General features: G+C 40.7%; 11 protein-coding genes and 1 pseudogene. 3 read left to right on the top strand and 9 right to left on the bottom strand.

Annotation, left to right across the window (positions count from 1 at the left end):
* From L652_RS0117805 to L652_RS01000000124060, 5 genes and pseudogenes are all read right to left on the bottom strand, one after another.
* A partial coding sequence (locus L652_RS0117805) for an ABC transporter permease subunit (RefSeq protein ID WP_024597222.1) occupies positions 1-1,596 on the bottom strand: 1,596 nt, incomplete at its 3' end.
* A complete protein-coding gene (locus L652_RS0117800; RefSeq protein ID WP_024597223.1) occupies positions 1,593-2,927 on the bottom strand; it encodes an ABC transporter substrate-binding protein in 1,335 nt (444 codons plus the stop codon). The genes L652_RS0117800 and L652_RS0117805, both read right to left, overlap by 4 nt.
* Positions 2,914-3,720 (bottom strand): DUF547 domain-containing protein, encoded by an 807-nt coding sequence (locus L652_RS0117795; RefSeq protein WP_024597224.1) that lies wholly within the window; start codon positions 3,718-3,720, stop codon positions 2,914-2,916. Before L652_RS0117795 ends, L652_RS0117800 begins: the two co-directional genes overlap by 14 nt.
* Position 3,721: 1 nt before the next feature.
* Entirely contained in the window at positions 3,722-5,875 is a 2,154-nt protein-coding gene (locus L652_RS0117790; protein ID WP_024597225.1) for a bifunctional TVP38/TMEM64 family protein/FAD-dependent oxidoreductase, read from the bottom strand.
* 24 nt (positions 5,876-5,899) lie between these two features.
* Positions 5,900-8,265 (bottom strand): annotated as a pseudogene (locus L652_RS01000000124060) (TonB-dependent receptor).
* 418 nt (positions 8,266-8,683) lie between these two features.
* On the opposite strand from L652_RS01000000124060, the gene L652_RS0117775 reads away from it, so the two are divergent.
* The gene (locus tag L652_RS0117775; protein WP_024597226.1) at positions 8,684-9,097 is read left to right on the top strand and encodes a hypothetical protein; all 414 of its coding nucleotides are present in this window, start codon (positions 8,684-8,686) and stop codon (positions 9,095-9,097) included.
* A gap of 94 nt (positions 9,098-9,191) precedes the next feature.
* On the opposite strand, the gene L652_RS0117770 is transcribed toward L652_RS0117775, so the two are convergent.
* Positions 9,192-9,617: a hemerythrin domain-containing protein gene (locus L652_RS0117770; RefSeq protein ID WP_008134499.1), complete on the bottom strand. Its 426-nt coding sequence runs from the start codon at positions 9,615-9,617 to the stop codon at positions 9,192-9,194.
* Positions 9,618-9,980: 363 nt separating this feature from the next.
* Here L652_RS0117770 and L652_RS0117765 point away from each other — a divergent pair, with 363 nt between their 5' ends.
* Positions 9,981-10,199, top strand: a complete 219-nt coding sequence (locus L652_RS0117765) for a DUF6500 family protein (RefSeq protein ID WP_024597227.1) — start codon at positions 9,981-9,983, stop codon at positions 10,197-10,199.
* 1 nt (position 10,200) lies between these two features.
* On the opposite strand, the gene L652_RS0117760 is transcribed toward L652_RS0117765, so the two are convergent.
* On the bottom strand, positions 10,201-11,856 hold the full coding sequence (locus L652_RS0117760) for an RluA family pseudouridine synthase (protein ID WP_024597228.1): 1,656 nt from the start codon (positions 11,854-11,856) through the stop codon (positions 10,201-10,203).
* A gap of 316 nt (positions 11,857-12,172) precedes the next feature.
* Here L652_RS0117760 and poxB point away from each other — a divergent pair, with 316 nt between their 5' ends.
* Positions 12,173-13,897, top strand: a complete 1,725-nt coding sequence (gene poxB / locus L652_RS0117755) for a ubiquinone-dependent pyruvate dehydrogenase (protein WP_024597229.1) — start codon at positions 12,173-12,175, stop codon at positions 13,895-13,897.
* A gap of 553 nt (positions 13,898-14,450) precedes the next feature.
* On the opposite strand, the gene L652_RS0117740 is transcribed toward poxB, so the two are convergent.
* Together L652_RS0117740 and L652_RS0117735 are read right to left on the bottom strand one after the other, a co-directional pair.
* On the bottom strand, positions 14,451-15,677 hold the full coding sequence (locus L652_RS0117740; RefSeq protein WP_024597230.1) for a threonine/serine exporter family protein: 1,227 nt from the start codon (positions 15,675-15,677) through the stop codon (positions 14,451-14,453).
* A 116-nt stretch (positions 15,678-15,793) separates the two neighbouring features.
* Positions 15,794-17,023, bottom strand: a 1,230-nt coding sequence (locus L652_RS0117735; RefSeq protein ID WP_024603585.1) for a glycosyltransferase family 4 protein, incomplete at its 5' end; no start/stop codon positions are given.

The raw sequence follows: 17,023 nt of genomic DNA, 5'->3' as shown, positions 1-17,023 counted from the left end.
CCCGCCGCCAGCTAAAAGCGTGGGGAGGTATTGTCCAAAACTAATTGCTAAGCCCAGTGCGGCTGCAATTAAAATAGGGGCAAACAACTGAGGTAGTTTTACTTTAAAAAACACCTTGCATGGTGCTGCGCCTAGGCTTGCTGCAACATGAGCAAAACGAGGATCTAAGCGCCTATAACTGCTCGCGAGTGACAAAAATACGTAAGGCAAAACAAACAGTAAATGTGTAAACACCACATTAAAAAACGCGGCTTGGTTATTTACCCATTGTTGTATCCATACTAGGCCAAACAAAAAGGCAATACTGGGTACTAATAGCGGTAAGTAAATAATTAAACTGGTAAAGCGAGAGATGGGTTTGTCGCTTAACTGCTCCGACTCTAAACACAATAAAGTAACCGTAATGGCAAATACCGTTGTTACTAAACCAATAGCTAGGGTATTAAAAAGCGGGTTGCTCATTTGCATTAATGCACTGTTAAAATGCAGTAGTGTAAATTGCTCAGGGAGTGCATTGGGAAAGCGCCAAAAGCCCGCAACCGACCACAAAATAAGGGCAATTAGCGACAGTAAAATAAAACCGATCACTAAAGCAGTGAGTATTACCGTTAGCTTTTGCCAATAAAATCCGCCGTATTCGCGCACCCCGTTAGTGAGTGAATCGCTAAATAATACCTTTATCGCTTTTTCGCCGCTAAGCCAAAGCGCAAGTAACCCACCCGTGAGTGCCAGTTGTAATAAAGCGCCCGCTGAGGCTTTAATACGCAGGTTTAAATCAACATCGTTAAACCAATGCATTATTGCAACGGCCAACGTGGGTGGTGTATTTGGGCCTAATATAAGAGGCATTTCTACACTTGCGCTTGCATAGGCAAGCACTGCTAAAAGGGGTAAGCGCAGCAGCGGATAAAGACTTGGCAGTATTACTTTAAAAAAGGCGGTCATTGGGCAATAACCTAAGTTAAGCGCAACCTTATGTTGTTGGCGTAATTTTTTGCCAAGCTCAGGTTGAGCAAGTACGCCCAGTGCCATTAATAATAAAAAGGGAAGCTCTTTGAGTGTTAAGCCTAAAATAATACTAATACCGAATGAATCATGCGGAAACATGCCGTTTGGCGCAAGTTCCCAGCCGCTTAACCAAGGCGACGCTAAGCGTGAAATCATACCTGAAGGGGCAATTAAAAACCCCACCGCAATAGCAGCTGCGGCATGAGGTATCACTAATATAGGGCTCAATAAACGCTGAATTCGGTTAAGCCACGGGCTATTAAAAAACGCAGCTAAAATCATTAAGGTAATAATAAATGCAAGCAAAGTACTTATTAAGCCCGTTGCAACGCTTAAGGTAACCATTTGGGTAAGGCCGGGTGTTTGCCAAAGGGCATTAAAACCTTGCAAGCTAAACGTTGTTTGCTCAAGTACGGGCGCATAACCAAAGGCAGGCAGCAATACGCTAATTAAGCCACCAAGTACGGGTAGTATAAGTAAAGCGAGTAAAAATCGCGGGCTAAATTTTACAATGCGCGTAAACATATCGGTGCTGCACTGCGTTGTTGCTTTGGTATTAATCGGTACACTTTTTGAAATAACACTCATTGGCTTACTCCATAACGAGTTTGCCAACCTTGCATAATGGCGTTTACCCAGCTTGGGTGAGGTTCGCTCAATGTGCGTTTAATACTGTTTAAAGGCAGTGCACTTGGATGCGGTTTAGCTGTTTTAAATAAGGCTTGCTGATCAGGCGTTAACGTTGATTGAATAAGTACGCTTTTATCGCCCCATATATGCGCTTTTTGTTTTTGAGCTTGCGCCTCAGGGCTGAGTAAAAAATTAGCCACTAATTGCGCACTTTGCTGGTGGCTTGCATTGTAAGGGATTGCCACAAAATGGGTATTACTTAAACTGCCATCACTCATTGCGTAACTGCGAATGCTGTTTGGTAAATCATAGCGTTTTATAGCTGCCGGTACTTCAGGTGCAGAAAAAGTAAAGGCTAAACTCAACTCTGTATCGTCCACAAGGCGGCGCATTTGAGCACCACTTTGCATAAAATGAGTGCCACCACGCCAAAGAGTTGGGTGTAGTTTATCTAAAAAGTCCCACAGTGGGTTTAACACTTGCGCCGTATTTTTAGTTGTAGCTGGTTGGTTTAGCTGCGCTTTAATGTTTTCGCTGCTTTGCTGATGCAGTACAACTAAGGCGTATTTTAAAAAGCTCATACCTAAAAAGTCAGGCGGCTTTGGGTAACTAAAGCGACCAGGGTTTTGTGCGCTCCAGTTTAGTAATTCGTTTAATGTCGTAGGCAATTTATTGTTTGCCTTACCATTTATTGCAATGCTGTCGTAATAAAACGTAAGTGACGCTTGCCCCCATGGCGCTTCCATCCCATTGGTAGGTAAACCAAAATCAAAGGTTACAGCAGGGTTATTAGCCGGATCGGTTAATGCAAAGTAGGGGAGTTTATTTGCCCATTGCTTTAAAAGCAGAGAGTGCTCACTCATGGTGGCAAAGTTAGCTCCGTTGATCCACATTAAATCTACGCTGCCTTGGTTGTTATTGTTTGCTGATTTTTCGGCAAGTACACGGCTTACTGCTTCGCTGGTGTCACTTAATTTTACATGAACCAGGTTAATGTTGTACTTAGTTTTAACTTGCTGTGCTGCCCACTGAATATAAGCATTTATTTGCGCGTCGCCGCCCCATGCATAAAAGTATACATCTTGATTGCTACCAAGTGCTTGAACTTGTTGCCAGCGAGATCCCTGTTGTATGTTAATTACTAAATTACTTTTACTATTTGAGTTAATAACGGTATTAGCAAACGCGATGCTCGAAAAAACAGCTAAATTTGCGATTGCACAAACGCAAAACGCGACACAGCAAAAGCTGTATCGCGCCAGTGTTTGCCAAAACTTAATGGAGAACATTTAAATCCCAGTTGTAGTCTAAAAATTTAACTTTCATGTCATCATTCTTAAGTGCTTTTTGCTGAGCGGGTATCAGTTTAAGGGCATCAGGATACTGCAAGAAAAACTGCTGTAGCGTGTTTGCACCTCTAAAGCCTTTTTCAAAGTCATCGCCGTACCACTTAAATATTGAAGACACGCTTAGCGTATTTTCTTGAGCCATATTGCGTGTCATATCTGATAAAAAGCGCACTGTTTGCTCTTGCAATTGGCTCTCTAAATCAGTGGCTGTATAGGCTTCTTCTCGAAGCGCTGGGCAACCAATACTCGCGCAATTTACTGCAAAGTGAATACGTGGGTCGTTGTATTTACCGCTGCCACGTATTAAACCATGCTCTATATCATCAAGGCTGCGAGTTTTGCCAAGTAATGGCACAAACTCTTTACTCCATGGTGAGCTAAAAAAGCTCCCTAAGTCTTTAATTGACTTAATATCAGGGTACTTAGTCAATATAAGTTCAACAGTCCACGCATTATAAGCATTGATTAAAAAAGCGAGTTGCTTAGGCTTTTCCCAAGCGTCAAATTCGCTTTGCGTTACAGCCGTTAACGAATCTAAATACGTTTTTAGCTGTGCATGCTCACGTTTTATAGCAGCGTAATCAACCTCAGTACTGTGATTATGATTAATAGCGACAACATACTTATTTAATAATGCATTCCAGCTATCGTGCATGTTTTGGGCTTGGGCCGAAAATGATGTTGCAACTAAAGCCGAACCAAGTAGCAATGCTTTTAGAGGTGTTTTAAACATATTAGCCTCTGCGCCATGTGTGGTATTTTTCAAGCATGTTAAGTACTTTTTCAGGTGCATGAGCGCGTTTCCACTCGCCTGCTGCGTACTTGTTACCTTCAGCCCAAGTAGGGTAGCTGTGTATAGTACCGAGTATTTTGTTAAGGCCTAAACCGTGTTTCATTGCCAGTACAAACTCAGCAATTAAATCGCCAGCGTGTTCAGATACTACAGTAACACCGAGTATTTTGTCTTTGCCTTTGGGTGTAATCACTTTAATAAAGCCTTTTGTAGCGCTGTCGGTAATTGCACGGTCTAGCTCTTCAAATTCAAAACGAGTGATTTCGTAATCTATGCCTTTGTCTTTTGCGTCTTGCTCGTTTAAGCCAACACGTGCTACTTCTGGGTCAATAAACGTAGTCCACGGAATAACACGGTAATCTACTTTAAACTTTTTAAGGTGACCAAATAAGCCATTTACCGCTGCGTACCAACCCTGATGAGCGGCGACGTGCGTAAACTGATACGGACCTACAATATCGCCTGCTGCAAAAATATTAGGGTACAGTGTTTCTAGGTATTCGTTAGTTACTACTGTGCGGTTTGTTTCAATGCCTAGCTCTTCAAGACCGTAACCTTTAAGGCGCGCACTTCTACCAACGGCACATAATAGCTCGTCGTATTCAATATCTATTTCTTTGTCGTTATGTTTAACAACGATATATTTTTTGCCATCGCGAGCTTCACAGCGAAGTGCTTGGTGCGATGTTAAAATATTAACGCCACTTTCGGTTAACGCTTCGTGAGCAAAAGTAGACACTTCAAGGTCTTCTTTGATCATGATGCGCTCCGCCATTTCAATTTGCGTAACGCTTGAACCTAAACGTGCAAAGCTTTGTGCTAATTCGCTACCAATTGGACCACCGCCAAGTACTACAAGCTTTTTAGGTGCTTCGTCAAGCGCTGCAAATTTATCCCACAAGGTATCGCTTGTTACATAGCCTGTTTCTTCAATACCAGGTAGTGGCGGTACAAATGGGCGTGCGCCAGTGGCAATAACAATAGTACGCGCAGTTAATGTTTGCGTGCCGCCATCGTTAAGTTTAATTTCTACCGTCCACGGGTCGATTAATTTGCCGTAGCCTTTTACTACGTCTACGCCTAAATTAGTGTAGCGCTCTATGCTGTCGTGCGGTGCTATATCGGCAATTACTTTATGAACACGGGCCATTACTTTTTTAAACGAAAACTGCGGTGTCATGTTTTCTAGGCCGTAGTGTTCACCGTGGCGAATTTGCTCTGCAATTTTAGCGCTTTTAATTATCGCTTTACTGGGAACACAGCCGTAGTTTAAACAGTCGCCGCCCATTTCGCCCGCTTCAATAAGGGTTACTTTTGCTTTAACAGCAGCGGCAATATAGCTTGTTACCAAGCCACCTGCACCCGCGCCAATAACAATCATGTTACGGTCGAAACTTTTAGGTTTAGTATAGTTTTTGTATACACGACGTTTTTTAAACACGTTTAAGATCCCTTTAGTAATAAATGGGAATACGCCCAATAAAGCGAATGATAAAATTAAGTCCAACGATAAAATGCCCGATAAACTCTCTATTTGAGCAAGCTGCGTACCGGCATTAACAAATACAAATGTACCGGCTAGCATACCCACTTGGCTTACCCAGTAAAAAGTCCATGACTTGATGGCTGTTACGCCCATTAACAAGTTGATTAAAAAGAACGGAAACACCGGCACTAAACGCAACGTAAATAAGTAAAAGCCGCCTTCTTTTTCAACGCCTGCATCAATGGCTGCTAAACGCTCAGGAAAGCGCTTTTTAATGGTATCGCGCAATAAGTAACGTGATACTAAAAAGGCCAGTGTGGCACCTATGGTTGATGCAAACGATGCAACCAATAAGCCTTCAACTAAGCCAAATAAAGCACCCGCTGCCAGTGTTAAAATAGCCGCGCCCGGTAAAGACAATGCAGTAACCACCACATACAATAAAAAGAATCCGCCAATGATTAATAGCGGAGATTGCGCTTTATATTGGCTAAACTGATCCATCGACCCTTTTAAGCCCTCAAGCGTAAGTAGTTGGTGCAAATCAAAATGAAAGAACAGGCCGATGGCGACCGCTGCAATCAATAACAAAAGTATTTTTTTAATCATGTTCTCTCTCTTTCAAACTTGCCTTTAAAAATTATGCGTAAGCGTCAGCTTGGCGTTTATTGGTAATTCAGGAAAAGCCAAGGTTGCACCAAAATAACCGCCTTCAAATACAGGGCGCCAATTTTTTTGATTGGTAACGTTGTTTACATCTAAGCGTAACTTGGTGCTAGGCGTAAAAGCATAGCTAGTATTTACGTTTAATGTGTACTGATCGCGAATATGTACGGTTGCCAAAAAGTCTAATGGGTAACTCTTTGTATATAGACCTGAAAAACCCGTTTGCCATTTCGAATTAATTGAATAATTTCCGTTAAAGCTAAAAGATTGCTCAGGGATGCCCTGAACTTGGCGGTTTGAAGGCGCAAATGCGGTAAAACTAGGAGCGCCCACACTGGTGCCTGCAATAATATCAGGGCGTGAGTTGTCAAATGCATCGGCTACTTGGGCAGAATCTTGACTACTTGCAGAATTATCGTAGCGGGCGTCAATGTAGCTATAACCTGCGCTTAACCAGTACGGGTAGGCATCGTAAAATACTTGGCTTTCAAAACCTGTGGTGCGAATACCGGTATTACTGCCATCGCGGTTACGTAAACTACGGCGTTGGCTAAATATTGCGCCATCGGCGTACCAATCGCTATTGTTTGGTGCATATTTTAAACCAAACTCAACTAGGGTATTTTCGGTGGCAAAATTTTGCGCACTAATGGTATTGTCGCCGCCAAGTGTAGTGCCGCCAGNCCAGCCATGCTATTTGATGTGGCTTCGTTGTAACTTGCTGCGCCATAAGTGGTGTAATCATCGCTTAGTCGGTAATTAAAACTGACTTGCCCTGAATGCAAAGTGTCGTTAATGCTGTCGCTGGCGGCAATTTGCCCTACAGGTGCTATTGGGTCGTTTGCTTGTACGTCATAAAAATCAATGCGGTAGCCAACACTTGTATGAAACTTATCTGTCCAATCTGAATCTTGCTGAATAGCAAAACCCGTTTGCCATGAGCGTGAATCGGTAGTGTCTGATAAGTTAAAGTCGCCGCTGCCATCGTTATTAATATCGTACTGACCACCAGGGGATACAAATACACCTGGACTAATTTCAATTAAACGCGCTTGTTGTGAATCAGTTAAAGGAATGCGGCGATTTGAAATTGGGCCAGTTAAATCAATAGGTAGGTCGGCTTCTGTTGTAAATTGGCTGTAGCCTAGCACGCGGTTGTAACGCACATCAAAAGCAAAAATTGTTTGCTGTTCGTTGCTCCATTGGTAAGTCAGTTCGGTACGGTTCTGCGCGGTATCGGCACCATCTATAATTTCAACAAAGCTATTTTGTGCAATTTCTTCGCGTTGTAAGTGCTGAAAATACGTAATGTTTTTTATTGATGCGTTGTTTGAAAGTTCACGCTTATAAATACTGTGTAGTAAATAAGTAGTGGCTTCGTTTTGATTGTCAGGGTCGGTAAGTACTGTACTACGGTCTATTTTTACTTGCCCAGTAGGTGAAACAATAGAACCTGCCGCTGGAACTGTACTGCCATTTACTTGCACGCCTTGGCCGGTAATATAAAGGCCATTATCTATTAGCGCTTGAGTAGGGCGGTTAATACCTGCGTTATCGGTAAATTCAACTTGGTATAACTCAAAGTTAATATCCCAGCTGCTCTTGTCATCAGGTAACACCCTAAGTGCTGCAAATAGGCTGTCGCTTTTCGTGCCCGAAAAGTCGTAGTAACTGCCGTTATTAATGTGTTCAGCGCTTACTCTAAAACCTACTTTGTCTTTTACTATAGGTGCACTGTAATCAACTAAAACGCTGTACTGATCCCATCGTCCTGCCGATACCGTTGCTTTGCCTTTACTGTCGTCAGTTGATGCTTTTTTAGAATGTAAGTTTACAAAACCACCGTTGCGTTGGCTTGAACCAAATAATACCGGTGGCGCGCCTTTTACTACATCTATTTGTTCTATAGAGTTGAACGATAACGGCACGCCAAAGCCATTATTACCTGCTTGGCGGCGTGTACCATCTTGGAAAAGCTCACCTAGTTGCCCACGAATAGTAGGTAAACTTGGTGCCCCAAAACCACTGGCTGAATAGGTATTAGGGCTTACTGCAAGTACGTCTTGTAAAGTCGTAATATTGAGTTGTTCTATTAACTCGCTTGAAATTGGTGTTACTGATCGGGCTATATCTCGTAGAGCTAAGTTGTCGCCAAAAGGGCCGTCTACAGTGGCATTTTTAACCGAAAGACCTTGAGATCTAATAACTTGGCCTGCCACCTCAATACGCTCAATTGCGCCTTCTTTTGCTGTTTTTGATTCTTCGGCTGCAAAAGCATTAAGTGGTGTATTTAATATGGTGGCTAGGGAAAGTGCTAAATATGCGTGTTTCAAACGTTTTCTCTCTACGGTTAAAATGTTGTTGGCGATAAAGACCGAAAGGATTAAAAATAACTTTCAGTAAAATTTTGATTCTTTTTGTTTTTTAGAACATAACAAAACAGATGCATTATAAAGATGGTAATTAAGTAGTATTGTTTTATTAGTTGATAAAATATTAATACAGCGATTGTACTAGAGTGAATGTAAATATATGCTTTTAATAGAATTTTTAATTATAGACTACTTTCAACCTGCTAACATTTTAAAAGAGTTAACTTTTATGCAGCATTTTTTAAATTACTTAAATAAGCTTCACTTTTAGTACTGCATGGCTTAACTAATGAATTTAATTAAAAATTTTTGAAATAAAAAACAACTTATACGGTCTAGGTTACTTCTACGTTTATTAATATTCATTTAAGGAAATTTTATGACAGGTTCAATGAATTCTGATGTGCAAAACCGTTTGCAGTGGTCACTTTTATCTTTGCGTTTAGGCGTGTTTATTGTAATGGTTATGTGGACATTCGATAAGTTTGTTAATCCTGGGCATAGCGCACGTATTTTTGAACATTTTTACGGTATTAGTGGCTCTACAGATATAGTGGCTTACATTATTGGTGCGGTGCAGTTAGTGCTTGCTTTAGCATTTTTAGCAGGTATTAAAAAGCGTATAACGTACGGTATCATTTTTGTAATGCATGGCTTATCTACGCTTTCTTCTTACAACCAGTACATAGATGGCTTTAATAACTTATTATTCTTTACTGCATGGCCAATGTGGGCTGCGTGTTTTGCACTTTACTTATTACGCGACCAAGACGTGAAATTTACTGTAAAGTAATAAAGTACATGCAAAAAAATTGGTTATAAGCCATAAGGCTTATAACCAATAAGTACACAGGGAGTGTGTGGAAGTCGGTTTGCATGTTATGCAACTAATGCATTGCGTCGTTGTATTGCTCAGCAAGGCTCTCTTTTTGCCCTTCGGTAAGTGCTTTACCCGCTAATTGAAACACTTCGTGTTCTTCTTCACTTAAATGATGATGTACCAAATGGTGTAGCTTTTTAGCTGCAACTAACCATGCAGACGAGCTCATTTCGGTATCTTCAAGTTGTTCAATTAATTCATCAATTTCGTGATGTTCAGCTACGCTGTGGCGCGCTTTTTCGTGAGTTAAGTCATCAAACATAAGTGGGTTATAAAAGTAACGTTCTTCAAATTTTGCGTGATTTTCTAATTCTGTTTTTAGCTCATCCATTAGCGTGTGGCGCTGCTCTGTGTCGCCGTGTGTTTGAATAAGCGCATCTACCAATTCTCGTTGTTTGTCATGGTCATGACGTAGTGCTTCAAAAATATTCATAACTAGTCCTTTACTTGCTCTTTAATTGCTTACAAATATTGAAGCAAGCTAAATGCCATGATTTAACTTGTTGAATTAAATTAGTTTATATTTGTTCGTTTGCTCGTGGGAGTATGCGGCCTGTAAGTTTTACAAGCACGCTCATGCAATATTTTCAGGCTTTAGTTTTACTGATGTGTTGGAGGAGTTAAGGTAGTTAATAAAATAGCGCGCAAATAAAAAAGATGAAAAAATGATACTTTCTTTGATACTATCAGTACGTTCTTTTTTAATTTTTTGTAACGGTGGCTAAAAGTAAATATGCCCATAAAGATCTTGAGATAGATTTATAATCCAGAGCATAGTTTGTTTAATAAGGTACATATGAAAGAAGAACTAAGAGCAAAAATAATTACCGTATGCGATAAAAAAATAGCAGTTAAAGGAGAAAATGTAGGGCTTTCTTTTTATGCATTTTTTGCCAATAAAAACGACGATCCAGAGCTACTTATGGATGCTGCTACTTGGTGGATACACACCCATAAATTAGATCATTTTGTAAAAGCAAAGACCATCAAACAAATGATCTTAGATGGGCTTTAGCTTAAAAATCTGCGGCTACTTCAAACTCTAATCGTTTAAGCGTAATAGGGTGAGTAAATGCTAAGTATTCTGCATGTAAATGTAATCGTTCGGCTTTTTGCCCGTAATGTGTGTCGCCTATAATTGGCATGTTTAAACCTAAGCTGTGCGCACAATGCACTCTTAATTGATGAGTTCGCCCTGTTTTAGGGTATAACTGTAATCGGGTAATATTGTTGTTACGCTCTAAAACCTGCCAGGTAGTAAGTGATTGCTTACCGTGTGTGTAACACACCATTTGGCGCGGTTTATCATCAAAGTCTAGCACTAAGGGCAAATCAATTACTCCGCTATCCTCAGCTACGTTACCATTAACTAATGCTACATAACGTTTATCTATGGTGCGTTCAATAAACTGCTTTTGCAGTGCTTTGTGCACGCGTTTATTAAGTGCAATCATCAATAACCCAGAAGTCGACATATCTAATCTGTGTACAATTAGTGGCCCTGATGCCTCTGGAAACTGCGTTTTTATGCGCATATAAACTGAGTCATCAATATTAACGCCAGGCACTGATAAAAACTCAGCGGGCTTATTTACCACAAGTAAGTCGTCATCTTTATAAACAATACTTAAATCTTTACCCTGAGCTGGGTTGATAAGTAGCGGGTTATCTTCAACATCTAAACCCTTTAGCATATGCCCAAGTATTGGTTGGCATTTACTGTAACAAGAAGGGTAGTAATTCTTATGCTGCCTAATTGCTGATTTAGGTGCTGCTCCCCACCAAAACTCTGCCATAGCAAGTGGCTTTAAGTCATGTTTATAGGCGTATTGTAATAATTTAGGCGCTGCACAATCGCCAGCACCCGAAGGAGGAGTGTGCTCAGGTAATGCTGCAAAAATAGCATTTAAATCTGTAGTTTCACCATTTGCATTTAAAAATTGGTACTGTGCAAATAGCTTTATTTGTAAGCTTTTAGAAAGTGTTTTACGGCGCTTTTTTAAATGAGCAATTTCATTAGAAATATTGATGTGTGTTTGCTGCAGTGACTCGATTATATTTTGCCAATAGGATTTAAGTGCCAGCAGTTGCTTTTTTTCTACGATGCTTTGCCCTGCAAGCTTATTTTTTAACTGCTCAAAATCACTTTCGCTAAGTTCTAATTTGCCTTCGGTACGTTGTATTTTTCGCTGCTGACGACCGGCTTGCATTACTGCCTGTTGAGCTAATAGCGCTTGCTGGTAGCTCTGTGTTGCATCATCAAGTTTGCTATTAACTTCAAGCAGTTGTTCACTATTTTCTAATTGCTCAATTTGAGCATTAATATCGTTAATTATTTTACTTTGAGCCAAATAGCTATCGTCTTGAAGTTGCATGCTAGAAACAGGCGGCACAAAGCTAATATTACCTTTATCACCTTCAATTTGTCCCGAATAAGCACTTAAAAAGCCTAATTGTTGCTTAGCATTTTGCACCACTAAAACCCCAAACATTTTACCTGCATTTTCTGCTTTTAAATGCGCTAACGTTTCAAGCTGTTGCTGTAATTGTTTAGTGGCTGCTACAGCTAATGGTTGCGGCTCGTAATAAAAAGGGAAAGTAAACTTTTCAGGAAGCGCGAGAGCATCAATATTTTGAGAAAATAATGTAAAGCAAGAAGCAGAATTTGACATAGAAGTAAGAGAAAAGCATTCAGTAAAATAATTGAGCGCATAATAACATATTCATAGTTAAGCCACTAAAAATCTCGCACCCGCATATTCATAAACACTTTAAAGCGGACATTCATGTTTTATGTATCAGTATGGGGTCGCAGCAAGCATAGGCGTTTGTTAGTAAAGTCTCAGTAGTAATATATTTATCATTATCAAAATATTTAAGCTTATCGATTCTCAATAATTGAGCGCATTTCGAAACGATGACTTACCTGATAGATCAGAGACGAAAAATCAATTTACAGAATAACTGAATATTTAGGAGTTCTATATTATGAGTCAAAATATCGCAAGTTTTATCACTAAAACCCTCGAACAAGCAGGCGTAAAACGTATTTGGGGAGTAACTGGCGATTCACTTAACGGCATTAGTGAAAGTCTGCGAAAAATGGGAACAATTGAATGGCTAGGTACGCGACATGAAGAAGTTGCCGCATTTGCAGCTGGTGGCGAAGCACATTTATCAGGCGAGCTTGCGGTGTGTGCGGGTTCTTGCGGGCCAGGTAACCTTCATTTAATTAATGGCTTATTTGATTGTCAGCGCAATAATGTACCAGTATTAGCAATTGCCGCACATATTCCTTCATCTGAAATTGGCAGTAGTTATTTTCAAGAAACCCATCCGCAAGAATTATTTAAAGAATGCAGTGTGTATTGTGAAATGGTGTCGAGCCCTGAGCAAATGCCGTACCTGCTAGAAACAGCAATGCGACAAGCAATACTAAACAAAGGCGTGAGTGTACTTGTGCTACCTGGCGATATTGCATTAAAAGATATGCCTAAAGCTATTAAGCCGAAATGGAACGTGCCAAAGCCAGCAACTTATACCCCCGCTTTATCTGATATTGAAGCAATGGCGACTCATCTTAATAAAAGTAAAAAAGTAACCTTATTGTGTGGTGCTGGTTGTAAGGATGCCCACGACGAAATTGTTGCGCTAGCCGAAAAATTACAAGCACCGATAGTGCATGCCATGCGCGGTAAAGAATTTATTGAATACGATAATCCTTACGATGTTGGTATGACCGGATTTATTGGCTTTGCATCGGGCTATCATGCAATGCAAGAAGCCGATACGTTATTAATGATTGGTACTAGTTTTCCTTATCGTGCTTTTTATCCCGAAAATACCACCATATTGCAAATTGATAATCAGGCTGCGTCACTCGGGCGACACGTGCAAATTGACTGTGGCGTGTTAGGGGATACTAAAAACTCAGTGGCCACACTGCTTGATTATATTAAAGGTGAACGGACAAGTTCGCACTTACAAAAATGTGTTAAAAATTACAAAGAGTCTCGACAAGATCTTGATGAACTTGCCAGTGGCAAAACCTCGCAAAACTTAATTCACCCGCAATACCTAACGCGTTTACTCAACGAGCAAGCAGCTGACGATGCTGTTTTTACTTGTGATGTAGGTACGCCAACAGTGTGGGCTGCGCGTTATTTATCAATGAATGGTAAGCGTCGCTTAATTGGCTCGTTTAATCATGGCTCTATGGCAAATGCGATGTCGCAGGCAATGGGGGTTCAATCTGTTGATAGAGACCGCCAAGTCATTGCAATGTGTGGTGATGGTGGCTTTTCGATGTTAATGGGGGATTTAATCTCACTTAAGCAGCTTAATTTACCAATAAAGATTGTTGTTTATAATAATCGCTCACTTAGTTTTGTGGCTATGGAAATGAAAGCCAGTGGGTTTTTATCAAGCGATACCGATTTAGAAAACCCAAGTTTTGCTAACATTGCACAGGCCTGCGGCTTAAAAGGGATTCATGTGGATGACCCTGAAAAATTACCATCGGCAATGAACGAGATGATGAACCACTCAGGACCTGTTGTTTTAGAAGTCGATACAGCAAAACAAGAGCTTTCAATGCCGCCGCAAATCAAATTAGAGCAAGCAAAAGGCTTTAGCGTTTACATGATGAAAGCGCTGATAAATGGCAAAGGAAACGAGATTGTAGAGCTTGCCAAAACTAACTGGTCACGCTAGTTAGTTACTTCCCTATTGAGTATTTTAGCTCAATAGGGAAGTGCCAAGTAATAATCCTCACTATCATCTTTTATTATTAATAAGCTAAGGCTGCTGTTTGTAAGTGATTGAACCGAAATAGAAAACCATATATGGTTTATCATTAAATTAATAAAAGCACGCATAAAATACCTCTACTCATAGAGGGAACAGAGCAATAATGAAATGGAAATCGGTTTTACTGTCGCTGGCTGTTTTATGGCTTATTCAAGCTCAGCAAAGCAGTTTACGCACCAGTGAATACGCAAATATCTAGCCTATTGCAAGTAAATTCAACGCAGTTAGCGCTGAAAATAGCTGCTTGAGATAGATTTATTATCCAGAGTTTAGGTTATTTAGAAAGCGCTGAACTGTTTTTACGTTGGAATCACTATGAGGTTTTTGAGTTTGACTCAAGTGCAATGTAATGAGCTAAAACATTTAGCATTGGCCTCAATTGCTACTTGGTAGTTGTTTTTAGTTTAATGTTTTACTCGCTTTACTCAATTAAAGTAAAGCGAGCGCTCAGTATCAGTTACAAACTCTTTTTAGGCGGTAGGGCTACGTTTGCAAATATTAGCCCTGCAACAAGCGACATAAATATTAAAAACGTTTGCTGGCCTATATGCTCTGCGTATATAAAGTCTTGGCCTTCAATGAGTGAGTTTAAGCCAATATAGGTTTTGCTACCTGGTACTAATACAATTAAGCCTTGCATGGCCACAATAGAAGCCGGCGCATTAGCAACACGGTTAAACAAGTTACTAAATATACCTACCGATAAAGCACCCACAAACGTACCTAACGTGTAATCAAGGTACATAGCCGAGCCAATACTGGTGCCATACGCTATAAAGCCTGATGCAATAGACCAAACAGCGTGCTTAAGTTTGGTTCTAAAAATAACGATTAAGCTGCTACAAAGTAAAAATATGGCGAGCCATGCTGTCCACTTTGGTAATGGTTCAGGTTGTACAAAGTCAGCTTGCCCAAAGAGTGCAAAGCCAATGCCTATGCCAATAAAACCGCCAAAATAGAGTTTAAATAACAGCATAAACGAGTCCATGACTCTTGCTGTACCCGACACTAAATGCCGCGCTGCAAGCTCTGCTAAGCCAAGCGCAAGTGCTAAACCGGGTATAAACACAATAATGGCCGAAAGTACCACCAAGCGTATGTTTATTTCAGGTGTTATGTATACGCTTACTGCACAGGCAAGTATGGCCGATATTATTGCTACTAATGGCTCAAGCATATGTGCTACGCGTTTTGAGCGCCCAGACCAAAGCACAAACACATAAACAACTAAAGTAAGAAGCGATGACCAAATAACATCAGTCCAGCTAGTACCCATTAACATTGCAAACGCACCACCAGAAGTTGCAAACGCAACGCCCGTAACAAGTTTATTGTATGGGTTTGGCATTACAAAAATAGCGTCTAGTTGCGCATCAACTTCTTGTAAACTTAGCTTGTCGTCAAGCATTTGGTTTACAAGGTCGTCGGTGTCGGCAAGTGAGCCTAAATCGTGATCGCCAGGGTCTACACGTGCAACATGGGTATATTCGTCTTCGTGGCCATCGGTCCAAATAACAAACGTTACAGAGGTTGGCGACATAACAAACGACGATTTAAGTCCTAAGTATGTAGCCACTTCCATGAGGTGAGCTTCTAGGCGGTAAGCAGGCGTACCATATTTGTGAAGCATCTTACCCAATTTAACGATAAATTTGCGTTTTTCTGTAAAGGTTGCAGTTTTCAAATCTTTTTGGACCAAATATTGCGATAACTAAGCTAAAAATATAGACAATACAGCTAAAAATGCCCACGTTTGATGGGCGCGATTTTAAACACTAATTGGTGTGTGTCTAGTCATTTTTAATCTAATTTTTTATTTTTTTCGGCTATCCATTGCGACATGTATTGAGTGCTGCGCATTGTATGATGTTTGAGCATTTGGCCTGTGAAGTTTTTTTCGCGATGAGCGTTTAAATCACTACTTATTGAATCGACTTTTTGAATTAACGCAGCGCTCAATAGTGCTTTGTTGTACAGCGTATTAAGTAGTGTGCTGCCATCTTGCTGCGCTTGCTCAAAGTCACTTTGATTGGTGTACATTTCAATGGCAGCACTGGCAAAGTCATCGGCGGTGTTGGCTATTTTCCCCGGCCATGGTAAATCGTTATGCATGCCCTCTGCGCCAATATTGGTGGTAACGCTGGGTGTTCGCATAATCATGGCTTTAAGCAATTTACCTTTAATCCCTGCACCAAAGCGCAGTGGTGCTAAACATACGCGTGCGCTTTGCATTACATCAAACGCATTATCGGCCCAGCCTTTTATTAAAAACCCTGTTTTAGGGTTATTTAGTGCCGTGGCTTTTGGTGGTGGATAAGAGCCATAAATATGTAGTTCTGCTTTTGGTAGCTGCTTGCGAATAAGAGGCCATATTTTTTGTAGGTAAAGTACAGCATCCCAGTTTGGTGCGTGCCTAAAGTTACCTATGGTCATAAAGTGCTGGCGCTGCTCAAACGTTTTTGTACTTGTAGGCAGTGAGCTTAAATCGACCATAAACGGTAAATGGTGTAATAAGTTTGGCTCTATTTTAAATACGCTATTTAGTAGGCTCATTTCATAACTTGAAATAATTAAGCTTAGGTCGCAGCGTAAAATAGCGGCAATTTCGCGTTTTGCTATGTCTGAGTGTAAATCGCTGGTTGTAAAATCACGCTCACCTTTAAACGCTTCGTGGCGAGCATTACGCAGACATTGTAAATCTTCGGTGTCTAAAATTTTAATTGCATGAGGGCAATGTTTATCAACGCGCCAGCCAAATTGTTCTTCCATCATAAAACGGTCAAACATGACTATATCTGGATTATAGGCTTTAACGTATTCGTCAAAGCTATCGCAGTTTAGTGCAATGCTTTGGCTGGTTATGCCAAAGTCGTCAAGATTTACCATGTGGTCGGTGCGCTGCGCGGGCGTTGCAAATTCAACGTCCCAGTTTTGCGCTCTAAAGGCATTTAATAACGACATCATGTGCGTTCCCGCAGCAGACGAATTTGGCTCTGGCCATACGTAGCCAATTACCAGCACTTTTTTCAT

Origin of the sequence: Pseudoalteromonas sp. TB25, assembly GCF_000497995.1 — a bacterium.
Classification (GTDB): domain Bacteria; phylum Pseudomonadota; class Gammaproteobacteria; order Enterobacterales; family Alteromonadaceae; genus Pseudoalteromonas; species Pseudoalteromonas distincta.
Note: the sequence above shows the minus strand (reverse complement) of the source record. Positions and strands in the feature narration are given on the sequence as shown.

Excerpts from the sequence above, each read along its gene's own strand:
- L652_RS0117800 (WP_024597223.1), bottom strand. The coding sequence starts at position 2,927 with ATGTTCTCCATTAAGTTTTGGCAAACACTGGCGCGATACAGCTTTTGC.
- L652_RS0117795 (WP_024597224.1), bottom strand. The coding sequence starts at position 3,720 with ATGTTTAAAACACCTCTAAAAGCATTGCTACTTGGTTCGGCTTTAGTT.
- L652_RS0117790 (WP_024597225.1), bottom strand. The coding sequence starts at position 5,875 with ATGATTAAAAAAATACTTTTGTTATTGATTGCAGCGGTCGCCATCGGC.
- L652_RS0117775 (WP_024597226.1), top strand. The coding sequence starts at position 8,684 with ATGACAGGTTCAATGAATTCTGATGTGCAAAACCGTTTGCAGTGGTCA.
- L652_RS0117770 (WP_008134499.1), bottom strand. The coding sequence starts at position 9,617 with ATGAATATTTTTGAAGCACTACGTCATGACCATGACAAACAACGAGAA.
- L652_RS0117765 (WP_024597227.1), top strand. The coding sequence starts at position 9,981 with ATGAAAGAAGAACTAAGAGCAAAAATAATTACCGTATGCGATAAAAAA.
- L652_RS0117760 (WP_024597228.1), bottom strand. The coding sequence starts at position 11,856 with ATGTCAAATTCTGCTTCTTGCTTTACATTATTTTCTCAAAATATTGAT.
- poxB (WP_024597229.1), top strand. The coding sequence starts at position 12,173 with ATGAGTCAAAATATCGCAAGTTTTATCACTAAAACCCTCGAACAAGCA.